We start from the raw sequence: 16,050 nt of genomic DNA, 5'->3' as shown, positions 1-16,050 counted from the left end.
TCCGCTTGTCATACAAATTTCCGGCCCGGGCCTCCAAAGCCCGGGTCTTTTTCGTCTCCGGTCAAAAAATCGCGCATAAGCGGTCTTTCCGCACTTGATTTTCCCCGGAAATCCGGGAAACGTGCCGCCGGGGCGACGGACAAGTCCGCTGCCGAAAGAGTCAGACAAAGGGACACGACATGAACAAGAACGATCTGGTCACGCAGGTCGCCGAGAAGGCGTCGCTCAACAAGGCGCAGGCCGGTGCCGCCGTCGACGCGGTCTTCGCGACGATCACCGAAGCGCTGAAGGCGGGCGACGAAGTCCGCATCGTCGGCTTCGGCAACTTCGTTGTGACCGAGCGCGCCGCCTCCGAGGGCCGTAATCCGCAGACGGGCGAGCCGCTGAAGATCGCCGCCTCCAAGCAGCCGAAGTTCCGCGTCGGCAAGGGCCTCAAGGACGCGGTCAACGGTTGATCTGCCGGTTCGTGCCGGTCCTTTCCCGGATCGGAGCCCGGTCGGAGTTTGAATGGCGCGGCCGGCAACGGTCGCGCCTTTTTTGCTCCGCTCCGCCCTTGCCGGCGGGCGGCCGATGATCTTGCATTCGGGTGGCCGAGTGTTTAGAGCAGGGGGCCGATCGGCCCTGTCGGGTGATCGCTGCGGGCGGTTAGCTCAGTTGGTAGAGCGCCAGTTTTACACACTGGATGTCGGCGGTTCGAGACCGTCACCGCCCACCATTATTTCCCGGACAATCAAGACGACGACACCTGTCCGCATGTTGCATGTTGCGGCAGCAGACGGCTTGCGGCTCGTTCCGGCGCCTGAAACCCGGCCGGTATCGATCGGCTGATTTCCTCTCCGCGGTTATCCGACCAGCACCGCGCCTTCGCAGCGCATGCCGTGCACCCAGACGTCGGCATTGCCGAGACCAATGCCGAGCAGGCTGAGCGTTCGATAGAGCAGCGTATCGATCGGCGCCGTCACCTTGACGAGGATGTTGGTCAGCAGCGTATTCAGCAGCGCGGTGGGCAGCAGGCTGAGATTGTTGACATAGAGCTTCAGGTCGCCGAGCAGCGACGCGGTCAGGCTGGTCAGGAAGTCCCTGGTACTGGCCGTCTTCGGCTTGCCGCCGGCGATGTCGGCGGCACTGAAGGCAAGCTTGACGTCATCCATGTTGGAAATGGTGACATGGGCCAGGCCGCTGATCTGGGCGAGCAGCAGAACGTTGACCAGGGTTGCCGGTTTGGGCGTGGGGCGGACCTTCATGTTGGTCATCTCGGCGTCGCTGACGCTGCCGATCCACAGGTCGATGACCGACGGCCTGACGGCAACCTGCACCGAACCATCCGAGCAGCTTATCCGCTGGATGGTGGCCGTGGCCGCCGCCGCTTCGACATAGAGAGAAAGGCTGACCAGCGAGAAGGTGGAATCGCCGACCAGCGCCAGATCCAGCAGCACGCGCGTTTGCGCCGTGTGCACCGACACCGCCTCGGCTCCGACGGCGAACCACGGGCTGCCGACCGGCTGCTCGCCGACGGCGATGCTCAACGAGGCGGATGCTATCCCTGGCAGTCCGAGGGAGACGGAGGTCTTGACCAGCCGGCCACTCCCCACCAGTTCGGCGACGGCTCTCACGACATCCAGCGCGTTGACACGTGCGCCGATGAGCGGCCGGTCTTCGACCGGCATCTTGGCGAAGGGCCCGAGGTCGATCAGCCTGGACAGGCTGATCCTGCCCGAGGCAGTCGCCGTGGCGTTGGCCAGCGTCACCAGAGCGGCGGTCGCCGCCGAATTGCCACCGGATGCCCGCGCCGCCGAAACCGCGGCGCTGAGCAATCGTCCGGTCGTGACGTTGGCGGCGAGGATCTCCTGGTAGGAAACGGCGGTCAGCCCGATCTGACTGCCAAGAGCCTGGCTGAAGGTGAACAGGTCGATGTTGGTCGAAGCGAGCGCGTCGTAGTCCATGACCGACAGCGACAGCTTCGTGCCGAGCAGTGCCCCCAGGAAGGCGTTCAACATGCCGCCGTCGAGACTGGCAAGCCGTGACCCCACCGACAGGCTGGCGAAGCGGCTGGTGGTGGCGGTGGCCCGAACGCTGATCTCGACGCCGTTCCGGGCGCCGGTGTCCGACAAGCGGCCGGTCAGGAACAGCAGGGCGCGACCGAAAAACATCGGCGTTTGGCTGTTGAGGGCGATGCGTACGGCGTTGACGGGCGAACTGCCGGATGTCTTGAACCGCTGATCGACCGCCAAAGCCTTGTCGGCGAAATAGGTGCCCGTCTCGATGCTGGTCAGGGTGTCGGCCGGATAGCCGGCCGCCGTTATCGTGGCGAGAGCGGCCTTGCGAGCGTTGCCGATATCGTTGGCCGCGGCGATGGCCGCAAGATCGGCGGTGGTTTGCAGGGTGCGCCGCGCCAGATAGAAGCTGCCGACATCCAGGCCGATCGCCGCGAAGCCGATGATCACCGTCATGACGACAGCCGTCAGTGGAGCGATGGCGCCCTGACATTGGCGCGCGAAAGTCAGCGCGGCACGATGCACCACGATCTCCTTCATCAGTAGCCGCCATGGCGGATGACCGCACTGCGACGGACGACGGGATCCGGAAGGGGGATGAGACCGGAAAACGAATAGACGTAGGATGTGGAGGCGTCGTAGGTCACGGTGACGGTGTAGGACCGCGTCGCATTGTCGGTGGTCCGGCTTTCGACGGTAACCCGCGTGGGATCGAGGAGCGGGTAGCTTCCGACGTTGCCGGCAATGAAGGACCGGACGATCGATTGACGCTCGCCGTCGGTCAGGCCGGATACGGCCGCCCGGGCCGCCTCCGACGTCAGTTCCTGCACGCTGAAATTGATGCCGAACAAGCTGCCGAAGCAGACGACTCCTGTCATGAGCATGACGAAAAGGGGACCGACAAAAGCGAACTCGACAGCTGCGGTTCCCTTTCGATCAATCCAGAAGCGACGCATGGCGGATACCTGCATTGCCTGGTAGTCCTGCTGAGTCTATTTCATCCTGTATTAGATATGATGCCAATGAGAATGTCGCTATTACAGGGACATGAATTCAGTAAGTTCTAATTAAAAGTGTACTAAGCGCCTCGGGAGATTTGTATCCCCCTATTGGCAAAAGCGGAAAAGCCGGATGCTCCGCTCCGTCGCCGGAGGAAAGGGAAGGGCGGACGCGATGCGATTGCCGCGATGGCGCCCCTTGTCACCTCTGGCGGGATGGCGACCGGCCGTCAGCCGAGGCCGATCGGCGGGTACAATTGCCGGAGGCGCCGGAACGCATGTCGGTCCAAAACTGCGTGGAAATAACGTGACAGGGTGTTCCGGAGAACTGACTGCCGCCGGAAGCGCCGTGGACGGACATGTGCCGTCACAGCTCCGAGGATGCGGTGGCGCAGAGCGGCCGGGATCCGATTTCCAGTGACTCGTGAGGTGCGGCTATGCTGCGGAGATGGCGCTGTCGCTGTCGGCGAACATCCGGACGACGTCATCGACCGGCATGGGCCTGCCGAGCAGGAAGCCCTGAACCGTGTCGCAGCCCTCCTGCCGCAGGCGCAGGAACTGCTGCTCGGTCTCGACGCCCTCGGCGGTGGTGGCGATGTTGAGATTGGACGATAGGCTGGCGACGGCGCGGACGATGGCCAGCGATTCCTGGTCGCCCTCGCCGAGGTCGGCGACGAACGAGCGGTCGATCTTGATGCGGTCGAAATGGAACTTGCGCAGGTAGCCGAGGCTGGAATAGCCGGTGCCGAAATCGTCCATGGCGATGCGGACGCCGATCTCGTGCAGGCGCTGGAGCAGGGCGAGCGTCAACGAGGTGTCGGCGATCAGCACGCGCTCGGTGATCTCGATCTCCAGCCGGCGCGCCTCCAGCCCGGAGGCGGCGAGCGCCCCGATCACCTGATCGGCGAAGCCCTTGTCGCGGAACTGCACCGGCGACACATTGACGGCGACGGCGATATGTTTCGGCCAGGCGGCCGCATCGCGACAGGCCTGCTCGATCACCCACTGGCCGATCGGCAGGATCAGCCCGACCTCCTCGGCCAGCCAGATGAACTCGTTGGGCGGCACGATGCCACGGATCGGGTGGTTCCAGCGCAACAGCGCCTCGAAGCCGATGACCTCGCGGTTTTCCATGTTGAACATCGGCTGGTAGTGGAGGCACAGCTCCTCGGACATCAGCGCCCGGCGCAGCTCCAGCTCCAGGAGGCGCCGCGTCTGCGAGCGCAGGCCCATCTCGTCATGGAAGAAGCGATAGACGCCGCGGCCGTCGGCCTTGGCCGTGTAGAGCGCCATGTCGGCATTCTTCAGCAGCGTGTCGGGGTCGGTGCCATCGTACGGCGCGATGGCGATGCCGACGCTGGCGCCGATGATGATCTGTTGGCCATCGATCTCGTAGGGCTCGCCGATGATGCGGACGATGCGGCCGGCGAGGTTGCTGGCGGTATCCGGCTGCGGCATGGGAGCGAGCTGGATGATGGCGAACTCGTCGCCGCCGAAGCGGGCGGCGATATCGGTCTGGCTGATGCAGGCCCGGAGGCGGTCGGCCACCGCCTGCAGCAGCGCGTCGCCGACCGGATGGCCGAGCGTGTCGTTGACGTTCTTGAAGCGGTCGAGGTCGATGCAGAGCACGGCGACGCCCCGGCGGTCGTCGAGCCCGGACAGCGCCTCTTCCAGGCAGTCGCGGAACAGCAGGCGGTTGCCGAGGTCGGTCAGCGCGTCGTGGCGGGCCATGTGGCGGATCCGCTCCTCGACGCGGCGGCGGGCGGTGACGTCCTCGTGGATGGCCACCCAGCCGCCGCCGGCGATGTTCTGGATGCCGAGGGCGAGGATGCGGTCGTCGTCGGTCTCGAACACGGCGTGGACGGTGGCGTCGCCGCCGGCCCGCGCTTCGAGCAGCGTGTCCCGGAAGGCTTCATAGATGCCGCCGTGGCGCGTGGCGTTGGCGAAGATCTCGTCGCAATGGCGGCCGCGCAGGGTGTCCTCGGGCGCCAGGCCGTACATCTCGCAATAGATGCGGTTGCAGATGATCAGCCGGTCGTCGGCATCGAACATGGAGAGGCCGACCGGCATGTTGGCGACGGCGGCGCGCAGGCGTTCCCATTCCCGCTCGGCGTTGCGGGCGAAGTCTCGGCTGTGGATCAGCGCGTCGCGATAGCCGGAGAGGGCGAGCAGCAGCACGCCGATCTCGTCGCGGCGGGGCGTCGGCTCGGGGATGGGCGTGGTGTGGTCGCCGATGGTCAGGCGCCGCATGGCGAGGGTGATGGAACGCAGCGGGCCGGAGATGTTGCGCCGGACCCAGGAGATGGCGGCCAGCGCCGCCAGGCTGGCGATCGCGAACAGGGCGAGCGATTGGCTGATCGCCCGCGACACGGCGGTCGAGGCTCGCGCGGCGGCATCCTCCGACTTGGCCTTGGCATAGGCGATCAGGCTTTCCAGCTCGCGTGCCGCCGTCTGGTACTCGACGCGCGTCGTGCCGTTGGCAAGCGAGGTGGCCTCTTCCTGCTCGCCGCTTTCAAGCGCGTCGTTCACCCGGTCGAGCGAGGCGAGATAGGTCGCCCATGCCTGGGAGAACACGGCGAACAGCCGTTCCTCCTCGCCCGAGCGGATGGTCGCCTTGAAGCTGCCGGCCGCCGTCTCAAGTTCGAGGCGCGTCTCGTCGAGGCTGGCGTCGATCTCGGCGAGATTGCGATAGTCGATCACCTGCAGGCGGCGCATGACGACGAGATGGTGCTGAAGGGCGAGGCGGCGCAGCTTCTCCAGAATCTCCACCTGCGGCAGCCGCACCTCGCGGATCTCGGTGGTGACCCGGTTGACCGAGACGACCTGCGCCACGCCGAGCGCGCTGACGGCGGCGATCAGCAGCAGCACGAAGATCAGCGCGCCGGACATCTTGGTCCGGATGCTCGCGTCCCTCACGCCGCTCGTCAGCCCCTGCCAGTTCATCAGTCCCGACTGCCCCCTCGATTGCTTCGATGACCTCAACGAAGATAACTGAAACGCTTCCAGAACTCATAGTTCTTGTGAAACCGGTCGTAGGACTCGTAGACTTCCCTGAATTTCGGGCTTGTCGCCATCTGCTCGTCGGCCACCGCCGCCCAGGCGGCCTCGAAGGTCATGAGCAGGTCGGGCGACCACCGTCTCAGCTTGATGCCGCGTGCCTTGAGTTCCTGAAGCGCCTCCGTCTGCATGGTCTGCGCCCGGCCGATGCCGTCGCGCATCACCACCGCGCAGGCGGCCTCGATGGTCTCCTGCTGCTTTGGCGTCAGTTTGCCCCAGACGGCCTGATTCACATAGAGTTCATAGAGTGTCGACTGCTGATGCCAACCGGGAAAATAATAGTATTTGGCGACGTCCTGCAGGCCGAGCACCAGATCCATCGACGGCAGCGAATATTCGGCGGCCGCGATCTCGCCGCGCCGCATGGCGCCAACGATCTCGCCGGCCGGCATCTGCACCACGTCGGCGCCGAGCTTGGCCAGCACGCGGCCGCCAAGGCCGAAGTAGCGGATGCGCAGGCCGCGGAGATCGTCGACGCTGCGGATCTCGTTCGAGAACCAGCCGGCGCCCTCGGGCGGGAAGACCATGCAGGGAATGTTGTGGATGCCGTAGGCGCCGAACATGCCGCGCGACAGGGCGAGCCCGCCGCCGTCGAACAGCCAGGCCATGTACTCGACGGTGTCGGGGCCGAAGGGGATGGAACTCAGAAGCTCGAAGGCGCTGTCGTGCCGTGCGAACTGGCCGGCGGTGGCCCAGGCGGCGGCCAGCTTGCCGGAGCTGACGAGATCCAGCGTCTCGGTGGCCGGGGCAAGTTCGCCCGGCTCGTGGAAGGCGAGCCGCACCTCGCCGTCGGTCAGGCTCTCCACTTGCCGCGTCAGGCTTTCGGCCGCCTGCGAGAATAGCGGCAGCGACAGCGGAAAGGTGCTGGCAACGTCGATGGCCGTCGTGCCGCCTGCCCAAGCAGGCGCCGCGAGACCGGCAGTCAATGCCAGTCCAACGATTGCCGACAGCCTGATCATCCGGTCCCCCGATGCGTACAACCGTATGCAACCCAGATAGCCAATATATGCGGCTGTTACTAGATAATAGTTAATCAGCAAATCTCCAGCATCGCGCCGGTTTATCGGCTTATGCACCCGGTCTCGCCCAAGCGTAGCATGGGCGAGAGGCGGATCAACCCACAGGGGGTATGAGAAGCATATGCCGATCGATCGGAGTTTCTTCTTTCGTGCCGTGCGAGGCAGCCTGTTCGGCGGCCGGCTGACGCAGTCGCAGGTCGACGGGCTCACCGCGCTGCTCGACGGCTGGGAGGCACGGAGGCCGGGTGGCGATCGTCGCTGGCTCGCCTATGCGCTGGCCACCGCCTATCACGAGACGGCCCGCACCATGCAGCCGATCGACGAGCGCGGCGGCACCGCCTATTTCGAGCGGCTCTACGGTCCGGCCGGGCAGCGGCCGCAGCGGGCCGCCCGGTTCGGCAACACGGCGCCCGGCGACGGCGCCCGCTACCACGGCCGCGGCTTCGTGCAACTCACCTGGAAGGTTAACTACGCGGCGATGTCGGCGCATCTCTCCGGGGTCACCGGCGCCGCCGTCGACCTCCTCGCCACGCCGGAGCTGGCGAAAAGGCTCGACTATGCCGTCGAGATCCTGTTTCACGGCATGGAGGCCGGCAGTTTCACCGGCGCCAGGCTTGCCGACTTCTTCACCTGCACGCCGTCGGGTGTCCGGCTGCGCGACGACTGGATAGGTGCCCGGCGCATCATCAACGGTTCCGACCGGGCGCGAACCGTTGCCCAGCACGGCCGCCGCTTCCTGGCGGCGATTCGCCCGGCAGCCTGAACGGGGAGGGTGGCCGGCCGGGACTTCGCGGCGATTTGACCGGCGGGCGGAAAACCCACCTCGCGCGCCGCGGAGAAATCGGCTATCAGTCGGTGCCCCGCGGCACAGAGGTCCCATGGACGCGAACGTCACCCTGATCGCAGCATTCGGCGCCGGCCTGCTCTCCTTCGTGAGCCCCTGCGTGCTGCCGCTCGTTCCGCCCTATCTCGGCTTCCTGACCGGCGCCTCGATTGAGGAGCTGACCGGCGAGGAGATGAGCCGGCTTGCCGCCAAGCGGCGGGCGGCCCAGGTGGCGCTCGCCTTCGTGCTCGGCTTCACCACGGTGTTCGTGGCGCTCGGCGCCACGGCTTCGGCCTTCGGCCAGATCGTCCGCGAGTGGTCGGGCGTGCTCGGCATGGTGGCCGGTGTCTTCATCATTTTGATGGGCCTGCATTTTCTCGGACTGTTCCGCGTGGCGCTGTTCTATCGCGAGGCGCGCTTCCACGGCCCCCGCGTGCGGGCCGGCCTCGGCGGCGCCTTCCTGCTCGGCCTTGCCTTTGCCTTCGGCTGGACGCCCTGCATCGGCCCGGTGCTGGCCGCCATCCTGTCGGTGGCCGGCAGCCGCGACACCGTTGCCGACGGCGCGCTGCTGCTCGCCGTCTACTCGCTGGGTCTCGGCGTGCCCTTCCTGATCGCCGCGCTGTTCGCGGCCCGTTTCGTGCTGTTCATGCGCCGTTTCCGGCGGCATTTCCCGCTGGTCGAGCGAGCTATGGGCGGCGTGCTGGTGATCACCGGCGCGCTGTTCCTGTCAGGCGGCATGCAGCGCGCGTCGTTCTGGCTTCTGGAGACCTTCCCGGCGCTCTCGGCCATCGGTTGAGGCGCCTGCGGACGGGGCGGAACGGCAACAGGGCCGCCTTTTTGGCCCGATCGGCCGGAAGCGGTCCAAAAGTCCCTTTTCACCCTCGTCCGAATTGATCTAGAAGCACAGACCCGCCGGCCGGCGCGGGGCGAAAACCGCCGGCTACCACGACCATACCGAGGTCAACCCCATGAGCAACAACGAGTTCCACAAGATCAAGCGCCTCCCGCCGTATGTCTTCGAGCAGGTCAACCGGCTCAAGGCTGCCGCGCGAGCTTCGGGCGCCGATATTGTCGACCTCGGCATGGGCAATCCCGACCTTCCCACCGCCCGCCACGTGGTCGACAAGCTGATCGAGACCGTGCAGCGGCCCGACACGCACGGCTATTCCGCCTCGCGCGGCATCAACGGCCTCCGCAAGGCGCAGGCCGCCTATTACGCCCGCCGCTTCGGCGTGAAGCTCAACCCCGACACGCAGATCGTGGCGACGCTGGGCTCCAAGGAAGGTTTCGCCAACATGGCGCAGGCGATCACCGCGCCGGGCGACGTCATCCTCTGCCCCAATCCCAGCTATCCGATCCACGCCTTCGGCTTCCTGATGGTCGGCGGCGTCATCCGCTCGGTGCCGGTGACGCCGGGGCCGGAGTTCTTCCACTCGCTGGAGCGGGCGGTGATGCACTCCATCCCCAAGCCGCTCGCCCTGGTGCTCTGCTACCCGTCCAACCCGACGGCCGAGGTGGTCGAACTCGACTTCTACAAGGACGTGGTGGCTTTCGCCCGCAAGCACGAGGTGTTCGTGCTCAGCGATCTCGCCTACTCGGAGATCTATTTCGACGGCGTGCCGCCGCCCTCGGTGCTGCAGGCGCCGGGCGCCATGGACGTCTGCGTCGAGTTCACCTCGATGTCCAAGACCTTCTCGATGGCCGGCTGGCGCATGGGCTTTGCCGTCGGCAACGAACGGCTGATCGCCGCGCTCTCCCGCGTCAAGTCCTACCTCGACTACGGCGCCTTCACGCCGATCCAGGTGGCGGCCACCGCCGCCCTCAACGATCCCGACGCCGACGCCCATATCGACGAGGTACGCCAGACCTACAAGCGCCGCCGCGACGTGATGGTGGAGAGCTTCGGCCGCGCCGGCTGGGACATCCCGGTGCCGCGCGCCTCGATGTTCGCCTGGGCGCCGCTGCCCGAGCGCTTCAAGCCGCTCGGCAGCCTGGAATTTTCCAAGCTGCTGATCGAGAAGGCGGAGGTGGCGGTGGCCCCCGGCGTCGGCTTCGGCGAGCAGGGTGACGAGTATGTCCGCATCGCTCTCGTCGAGAACGAGCAGCGCATCCGTCAGGCGGCGCGGGGACTGCGGCGATTCTTCGACACAGCCGAGGAAACCATGCATAACTACGCGCCGGCCGGCGGATTCCGCTGACCGGCCGCCACGCCACCACCAGATTCGAGAGTTTCGGAAAGCACCATGGGTAAACCGCTTCGCCTCGGCATCGCCGGTCTCGGGACCGTCGGCGCGTCCGTCGTCCGTATCGTTCGCTCCAATCTCAGCACGCTGACGCTGAGGGCGGGACGGCCGGTGACGATCACGGCCGTGTCGGCGCGCGACCGCAAGCGCGACCGCGGCGTCGATCTCGGCGGTTTCGCCTGGTACGACGATCCCGTCGCCATGGTCGCCGATCCCAACGTCGACGTGGTGATCGAACTGATCGGCGGCGCGTCCGGCGCCGCCGAGACGCTGGTGCGCGCCGCACTCGCCGCCGGCAAGCCGGTGATCACCGCCAACAAGGCGCTGCTCGCCCGCCACGGCGTCGAACTCGCCCGCCTCGCCGAGGCGGCCGGCGTCGGCATCGGCTTTGAGGCGGCGGTGGCCGGCGGCATTCCGGTGATCAAGACGCTGAAGGAGAGCCTGGCCGGCAACACCGTCACCGGCATCGTCGGCATCCTCAACGGCACCTGCAACTACATCCTGACGCGGATGGAGAAGGAGCAGCTCTCCTTCGCCACCTGCCTCGCCGAGGCGCAGCGGCTCGGCTATGCCGAGGCCGACCCGACCTTCGACGTCGGCGGCTTCGACACCGCCCACAAGCTGGCCATCCTGACCAGCCTCGCCTTCGGCACCGAGATCGACGCCGACGCCATCTACGTCGAGGGCATCACCTCGATCTCGCTCGACGACATCAAGGCCGCCGACGAACTCGGCTACCGCATCAAGCTCCTGGGCGTCGCCCGCCGCACCGACACCGGCATCGAGGCGCGCGTCAACCCGGCCATGGTGCCGAAGAAATCGGTGGTGGCGCAGACGTCGGGCGTGCTCAACGCCGTCGCCTTCGACGGCGACGCGCTCGGCGAGGTTGTGCTGGTCGGCCCCGGCGCCGGCGGCAACGCGACGGCGTCGTCGGTGATCGCCGACATCGTCGACCAGGCGCGCGGCCACCTGACGCCGGTGTTCGGCCTGCCGGTCGTCGAGCTGATGCCCTACCAGAAGGCCGAGATCCAGGCGCACAAGGGCGGCTACTACGTGCGCCTTTCCGTCTACGACCGGCCCGGCGCCTTCGCCGGCATCGCCAAGAGCATGGCCGACCGCGACATCTCCCTGGAGTCCATCGTCCAGCACCGCCGCGCCCTCGACGGCGAAGAGGCGCTCGGCCACACCGGTGCGCCGCAGCCGGTGGTGCTGATCACCTACGCGACGCGCGAGACGGAGATCCGCGCCGCCCTCGATGCCATCGAGGCGGCCGGGCACATCGCCGAGAAGCCGACGCTGATCCGCATCGAAAGCCTGTGATCACCGCCGGAGCCGGTGGACGACGGACCCAGGCACGGGAATGCTGCTATCGACTTTTTGCATGTCTGGCGATGGAACCAGCGGCAAATGGCGGTAAATGGCGGTATTTCGCCAAGTAATCGTGGCGGGACGGCGTCGCGCCATGGTTAACCCGGCGGCGCCGGATCCGTATTGCGTCCTATGGCGCATTGACCTCAAACGCCCCTTCTTCCTACCTCGCTTAGGTATCGACCGGGTTTCCTCCCCGTTCGCGTGCCGCCCCGAGGCCTCCGCCGGGCGCTGCGACGAATCCGGTCGGCCGTCCCAACCGCGGGTTATTTCATGTTGCAGAAATTCTCCACTTCCCTCGATCGAATTCTGACTCTGGAAATCGTTCGGGTTACCGAACGCACCGCCATCGCAGCCGCCCGCCAGAGGGGGCATGGCGACGAACGCCGCGCCGATCAGGCGGCCGTCGACGCCATGCGCAGCGAACTCAACCAGCTGCCGGTCCAGGGCACGATCATGATCGGGGAGGGCGAGCGCGACGAGGCGCCGATGCTGTACATCGGCGAAGAGGTGGGCAGCGGCAAGGGGCCGCGCGTCGATATCGCCGTCGACCCGCTCGAAGGCACCTCGATGTGCGCCAAGAACCAGACCAATTCGCTGGCCTGCATCGCCGTCGCCGAGCAGGGCGGCCTGCTGAACGCCCCCGACGTCTACATGGACAAGATCGCCATCGGCCCGGGCTTCCCGGCCGGCGTGGTCGATCTCGACGCCACGCCCACCGACAACCTCCGCGCGCTGGCCAAGGCCAAGGGCGTGCCGGTGTCGGCGCTGACCGCCTGCATCCTCGACCGGCCGCGTCACGCGCGGCTGATCGACGAGGTCCGCGGGCTCGGCGCCTCCATCCGGCTGATCGGCGATGGCGACATTGCCGGCGTCATCCAGACCACCGATCCCGACGAGACCGGCATCGACATCTACCTCGGCGTCGGCGGCGCGCCGGAGGGCGTGCTGGCGGCGGCGGCGCTGCGCTGCCTCGGCGGCCAGATGCAGGGGCGCTTGATGATCAACCGGCCCGACCAGATCGAGCGTGCCAAGCGGATGGGTATCGAGGACGTCACCAAGAAGTACACCATGGAGGATATGGCGCAGGGCGACGTGCTGTTCGCGGCGACCGGCGTCACCAAGGGCAACCTCCTGAGCGGCGTGCGCTTCAAGAATGGCAAGATCATCACCGACACGGTGGTGATGCGCTCATGGACCGGCACCGTCCGCTGGATCAAGGCCGAGCATATCGACCGCGACATGGGCGAGGTCATCTGACGGCACGGCCGCTGGAGCAATTCCAGCAAAGTGGGAACCGGTTTTGCGTCCGGAATTGCGTCTCAACAATGAGATAGAGCATTTCCGGCGAACCGGATTTCGACGGAAATGCTCTATGTCATCGGAAAGGGGCGCTCCGGTTGGGGCTGTGCAAAAACGAGACGTTGAGCATGCTACGCCAGCAGAGTGAAAAGCATCGTCGATCGGAGCTAGTGCAGCTTGGCCACCGCCGCGATGTCGTGGCTGACTTCAGACGATTAAAAGCGGACTTGATCGCGTCCAAGCGGAACGTTATCCATTGAATGTCGAAAAAGGCAGGCCGGTGTGGTGAGCTCCGGCCAGCTTGCCGCCGGGTCGGCAGGCCAAACCAGCCAATGCGGCTGCGTCCACGGCAGGGTGGACGTGTGTCCTCTTGCTGGGCTGCCAGTGGCGTGTAGCCATTCGTAGACGAAAGCAAGTTGCTCAAGTCCTTCGCTGTGCCCGCGGCAAGACAGGAAGGACAGACGAAATGGCTATCCAAAACCGGACCGATTGCTCCCGCAGCGATGATCTTTCTTCGGTCGGGAGCGCGGCATGAAAGGGGCCGTCGTTCGTGAAACCGGGAACGCTCCGGGTTATGTTGATTTCGATGAGCCAGTCCCTGGCGAGGGGGAGGTGCGGATCCATGTGACAGCATCGGCGCTCACAAATTTCGTCAAGTTACGAGCGCTCGGCAAGCACTACAGCTTTACCGCTAAGCCGCCATTCGTCGTCGGCATCGACGGCATCGGAACGCTCGACGATGGTCAACGCGTCTACTTCTTATTCCCCCGCCAACCCTTCGGCGGAATGGCCGAGCGGACGGTTGTAGCGAGAGCACAATGTTTGTCCGTTCCGGATGGTGTTGACGATGTGTCTCTAGCAGCGCTTGCCGATCCCGGCATGTCGGCTTGGGTCGCGCTGCAGATGAGAGCGAAAATCCAGCAGGGCGAAACCGTCCTCATCAACGGCGCGACCGGGTCGGCGGGGCGTGTCGCAGTTCAGATCACCAAACACCTTGGAGCCGGCAGGGTGATAGCCACTGGACGCAACCGCGAAGTGCTGGATCGGCTGACCATGTTGGGTGCGGATGCTACGGTTGTGCTCGATCAGGCCGGCCATGCTTCGGCTGAGGAGTGGCAACATCACTTCGCCGATGGCGTGGACATTGTGCTCGACTACCTCTGGGGGCCAAGCGCCCTGCAGATTATCGAGGCCGCCCGCTCTGGTCACGCAACCAAACGCATTCGTTTTATCCAACTCGGCCTTTCCGGCGGAACGTCCGTCAATTTGCCGGGCGCGCTTCTGCGTGCCTCCGCAATCGAGATTATGGGCAGCGGCGCCGGTAGCGTCCCCGAGAAAGACATCGTCGGCTGCATCAGCCAGCTGATGAACGCTGCCCCTGTAATCGGCTTCGACCTTGCGACTACGACAATGCCGCTTAGCCAGATAGAAGAGGCATGGTCAGCAAGCGATACACAGAGGAGGATTGTTCTCGCTCCGAACGTTAAGCTGTAGATTCTCGGGCGGTATGTTTAAAATCGAATGACGATAAACAAGCTTATCCAAGCCCGTAAATCGAAGTATAATAGAATTACAATTTACGGAGGCGAGTTGTAAGCTTCATTTGCGGGGGCAGCCGAGATCAGATCAGCTTACTGCCACCCTGCATCGATGACTACGTGGCGTCGGATGGTATGGTTCGCGTCGTCGATGCTTTCGTCGCCAGCCTGGACTTGGTCGAGCTAGGCTTCAACCGGGCCGTTGCGGAGGCAACTGGCAGGCCGGGTTTCCAGCCCGGTGATTTGCTCCGGCTCTATATATGGGGTTATCTCAACCAAGTCCGATCGTCGCGCCATCTCGAGCGCGCCGGCGTTCGTGATCTCGAAGCGATGTGGTTGATGCGCCGCCTGGCGCCGGATTACCGGACCATTGCGGCCTTCCGGCATGACAATCCCGAAGCGATCATCGCTGTTAGCGCGGCCTTTGTGCAATTCTGTCGTGAGCAAGGACTCGTCGGCGGGCATGTCGTGGCGGTGGACGGCACGAAGATGCGGGCCGTCTCAAGTCCGAAGAATATCGCTGGGGCCGAACATCTCGCCTGAGACATCGCGCACACTGAAAAGGAAATCGCCTACTATCTCGATCGCCCCGACATCATCGGCGAGACAGTGGGTCAGGGTTTCGACGATCAGCCGCTACACCGCGAGAATTTCGCGGCCGCCATAGCCTCTCTCCGGCGCCGGAAGGATCGGCTCGTCCGAAGGCAGCAGGAGTTGGCGCGGCATGACGCAGAGGTGCTCGTCTTCGGCGAGCCGGAGGCAAAGCCAATGGGCTATGGTCTTGCACCCAAGATGCCTTCGTACAATCTCCAGAGCGCAGTGGGAGATTCCTAACCAGGCGAATAAGGGCGGCGAAGGCGGAGGCGGCCCTCTCGATCCTCGCCTTCAATATCCTGCACGCGGCGAATGCCTTCGGGGTTCAGTCGATCACGCCGAACTGAGCCGGAAGCTCACGTCGCATCTGCGGCAGCCAATTAAGCGACATCGGGTTCTTGCATAGCCTGGGTTGGGGCGCCCCTTCGTCGTTTCATCCTTTCGAGGCTTCAGCCCTGCGTGGCGTCCAGCTCGGCGGCGATGCGACGCAGCGCCTCGACCAGCACGTCCGGCGTCTGGGCGCCGGAGATGGCGAACTTGTTCTCGATGATGACGGTCGGCACGCCGGTGATGCCGATGCGGGCGGCATGGGCGATCTCCGCCTGCACCGCGTCGAGGTCGGCGCCATCCTCGAGCTTCATCGTCACCTCGTCGCCGTCGAGCCCGACTTCCTCGGCGGCCGCCACCAGCGTATCGATGTCGCTGAGGTCGGCGCCTTCCTCGAAGAACAGCGAGAACAGCCGCTCCAGCATGGGCTCTTCGAGCCCTTCGGCCGCCGCCCAGCGCACGAGGCGATGGGCGTCAAGCGTGTTGGGCGTCTTCTCGATCAGGTCGAAGGCGTAGGTGATGCCGACGTCGGCGCCGAGCGCGAACAGGCGGGCGTGCGCCTCGTCCAGCGCGTCGGGGCTGCCGAACTTGCCGATGATGTAGCTCTCGCGGTCGATGCCTTCCTTCGGCGTGTCGGGATCGAGCTGGAACGGCCGGTAGCGCACCGCGACGTCGACATCGTCGAGGTCCTCGATGGCGGCGTCGAGCCGGCGCTTGCCGAGGAAGCACCAGGGGCAGACGACGTCGACGATGACGTCGAGATGGAGCGTGGGTTTCTGCATGGCAA

Annotated in this window: 13 protein-coding genes and 1 tRNA gene; 9 read left to right on the top strand and 5 right to left on the bottom strand. The window is 65.5% G+C overall.

Annotated elements, in window-relative coordinates; all coding sequences use genetic code 11:
- Nucleotides 1-110 precede the first annotated feature (110 nt).
- Entirely contained in the window at nt 111-455 is a 345-nt protein-coding gene (locus H512_RS0107300) for an HU family DNA-binding protein (protein ID WP_281170332.1), read from the top strand.
- 184 nt (nt 456-639) lie between these two features.
- A tRNA-Val gene (locus H512_RS0107295) sits at nt 640-715 on the top strand.
- Between the two features lie 127 nt (nt 716-842).
- On the opposite strand, the gene H512_RS0107290 is transcribed toward H512_RS0107295, so the two are convergent.
- The 4 genes from H512_RS0107290 to H512_RS23010 form a co-directional block, all read right to left on the bottom strand.
- Nucleotides 843-2,534 carry a pilus assembly protein TadG-related protein gene (locus H512_RS0107290; RefSeq protein WP_053239659.1) on the bottom strand — a complete coding sequence of 564 codons (1,692 nt, stop codon included), beginning with the start codon at nt 2,532-2,534 and terminating at the stop codon, nt 843-845.
- Nucleotides 2,534-2,965 (bottom strand): TadE/TadG family type IV pilus assembly protein, encoded by a 432-nt coding sequence (locus H512_RS0107285; protein WP_084798348.1) that lies wholly within the window; start codon nt 2,963-2,965, stop codon nt 2,534-2,536. The genes H512_RS0107290 and H512_RS0107285 overlap by 1 nt, the downstream gene beginning before the upstream one ends.
- A 462-nt stretch (nt 2,966-3,427) precedes the next feature.
- Nucleotides 3,428-5,908 (bottom strand): EAL domain-containing protein, encoded by a 2,481-nt coding sequence (locus H512_RS0107280; RefSeq protein ID WP_169507136.1) that lies wholly within the window; start codon nt 5,906-5,908, stop codon nt 3,428-3,430.
- 62 nt (nt 5,909-5,970) lie between these two features.
- Entirely contained in the window at nt 5,971-7,008 is a 1,038-nt protein-coding gene (locus H512_RS23010; protein ID WP_084798347.1) for a TRAP transporter substrate-binding protein, read from the bottom strand.
- Between the two features lie 181 nt (nt 7,009-7,189).
- Here H512_RS23010 and H512_RS0107270 point away from each other — a divergent pair, with 181 nt between their 5' ends.
- The 7 genes from H512_RS0107270 to H512_RS27450 all read left to right on the top strand — a co-directional run bounded on the left by H512_RS0107270 (nt 7,190) and on the right by H512_RS27450 (nt 14,885).
- Nucleotides 7,190-7,831 (top strand): lysozyme family protein, encoded by a 642-nt coding sequence (locus H512_RS0107270; protein ID WP_036790547.1) that lies wholly within the window; start codon nt 7,190-7,192, stop codon nt 7,829-7,831.
- A 115-nt stretch (nt 7,832-7,946) separates the two neighbouring features.
- Complete coding sequence (locus tag H512_RS0107265) at nt 7,947-8,687, top strand: cytochrome c biogenesis CcdA family protein (RefSeq protein ID WP_026782890.1); 741 nt, start codon at nt 7,947-7,949, stop codon at nt 8,685-8,687.
- A gap of 172 nt (nt 8,688-8,859) precedes the next feature.
- Nucleotides 8,860-10,089: an LL-diaminopimelate aminotransferase gene (locus H512_RS0107260; protein WP_026782889.1), complete on the top strand. Its 1,230-nt coding sequence runs from the start codon at nt 8,860-8,862 to the stop codon at nt 10,087-10,089.
- A gap of 45 nt (nt 10,090-10,134) precedes the next feature.
- Entirely contained in the window at nt 10,135-11,454 is a 1,320-nt protein-coding gene (locus H512_RS0107255; protein ID WP_026782888.1) for a homoserine dehydrogenase, read from the top strand.
- 321 nt (nt 11,455-11,775) lie between these two features.
- Entirely contained in the window at nt 11,776-12,762 is a 987-nt protein-coding gene (gene glpX / locus H512_RS0107250; protein ID WP_026782887.1) for a class II fructose-bisphosphatase, read from the top strand.
- Between the two features lie 573 nt (nt 12,763-13,335).
- Nucleotides 13,336-14,298 (top strand): quinone oxidoreductase family protein, encoded by a 963-nt coding sequence (locus tag H512_RS0107245; protein WP_026782886.1) that lies wholly within the window; start codon nt 13,336-13,338, stop codon nt 14,296-14,298.
- A 164-nt stretch (nt 14,299-14,462) separates the two neighbouring features.
- The gene (locus H512_RS27450) at nt 14,463-14,885 is read left to right on the top strand and encodes a transposase (RefSeq protein ID WP_483823599.1); all 423 of its coding nucleotides are present in this window, start codon (nt 14,463-14,465) and stop codon (nt 14,883-14,885) included.
- A 500-nt stretch (nt 14,886-15,385) separates the two neighbouring features.
- Here H512_RS27450 and H512_RS0107230 read toward each other — a convergent pair whose 3' ends face one another.
- Nucleotides 15,386-16,045 carry a DsbA family oxidoreductase gene (locus tag H512_RS0107230; RefSeq protein ID WP_026782884.1) on the bottom strand — a complete coding sequence of 220 codons (660 nt, stop codon included), beginning with the start codon at nt 16,043-16,045 and terminating at the stop codon, nt 15,386-15,388.
- Between the last annotated feature and the right edge of the window lie 5 nt (nt 16,046-16,050).

The organism is Pleomorphomonas koreensis DSM 23070 (genome assembly GCF_000425185.1).
Lineage (GTDB): Bacteria > Pseudomonadota > Alphaproteobacteria > Rhizobiales > Pleomorphomonadaceae > Pleomorphomonas > Pleomorphomonas koreensis.
This window is presented reverse-complemented; position numbering and strand designations above follow the sequence as displayed.

Bases quoted from the DNA above. Each gene is read 5' to 3' on its own strand.
- H512_RS0107290 (WP_053239659.1), bottom strand. From the start codon at position 2,534: ATGAAGGAGATCGTGGTGCATCGTGCCGCGCTGACTTTCGCGCGCCAA.
- H512_RS0107270 (WP_036790547.1), top strand. From the start codon at position 7,190: ATGCCGATCGATCGGAGTTTCTTCTTTCGTGCCGTGCGAGGCAGCCTG.
- H512_RS0107285 (WP_084798348.1), bottom strand. From the start codon at position 2,965: ATGCAGGTATCCGCCATGCGTCGCTTCTGGATTGATCGAAAGGGAACC.
- H512_RS0107245 (WP_026782886.1), top strand. From the start codon at position 13,336: ATGAAAGGGGCCGTCGTTCGTGAAACCGGGAACGCTCCGGGTTATGTT.
- glpX (WP_026782887.1), top strand. From the start codon at position 11,776: ATGTTGCAGAAATTCTCCACTTCCCTCGATCGAATTCTGACTCTGGAA.
- H512_RS0107255 (WP_026782888.1), top strand. From the start codon at position 10,135: ATGGGTAAACCGCTTCGCCTCGGCATCGCCGGTCTCGGGACCGTCGGC.
- H512_RS0107260 (WP_026782889.1), top strand. From the start codon at position 8,860: ATGAGCAACAACGAGTTCCACAAGATCAAGCGCCTCCCGCCGTATGTC.
- H512_RS23010 (WP_084798347.1), bottom strand. From the start codon at position 7,008: ATGATCAGGCTGTCGGCAATCGTTGGACTGGCATTGACTGCCGGTCTC.
- H512_RS0107230 (WP_026782884.1), bottom strand. From the start codon at position 16,045: ATGCAGAAACCCACGCTCCATCTCGACGTCATCGTCGACGTCGTCTGC.
- H512_RS0107265 (WP_026782890.1), top strand. From the start codon at position 7,947: ATGGACGCGAACGTCACCCTGATCGCAGCATTCGGCGCCGGCCTGCTC.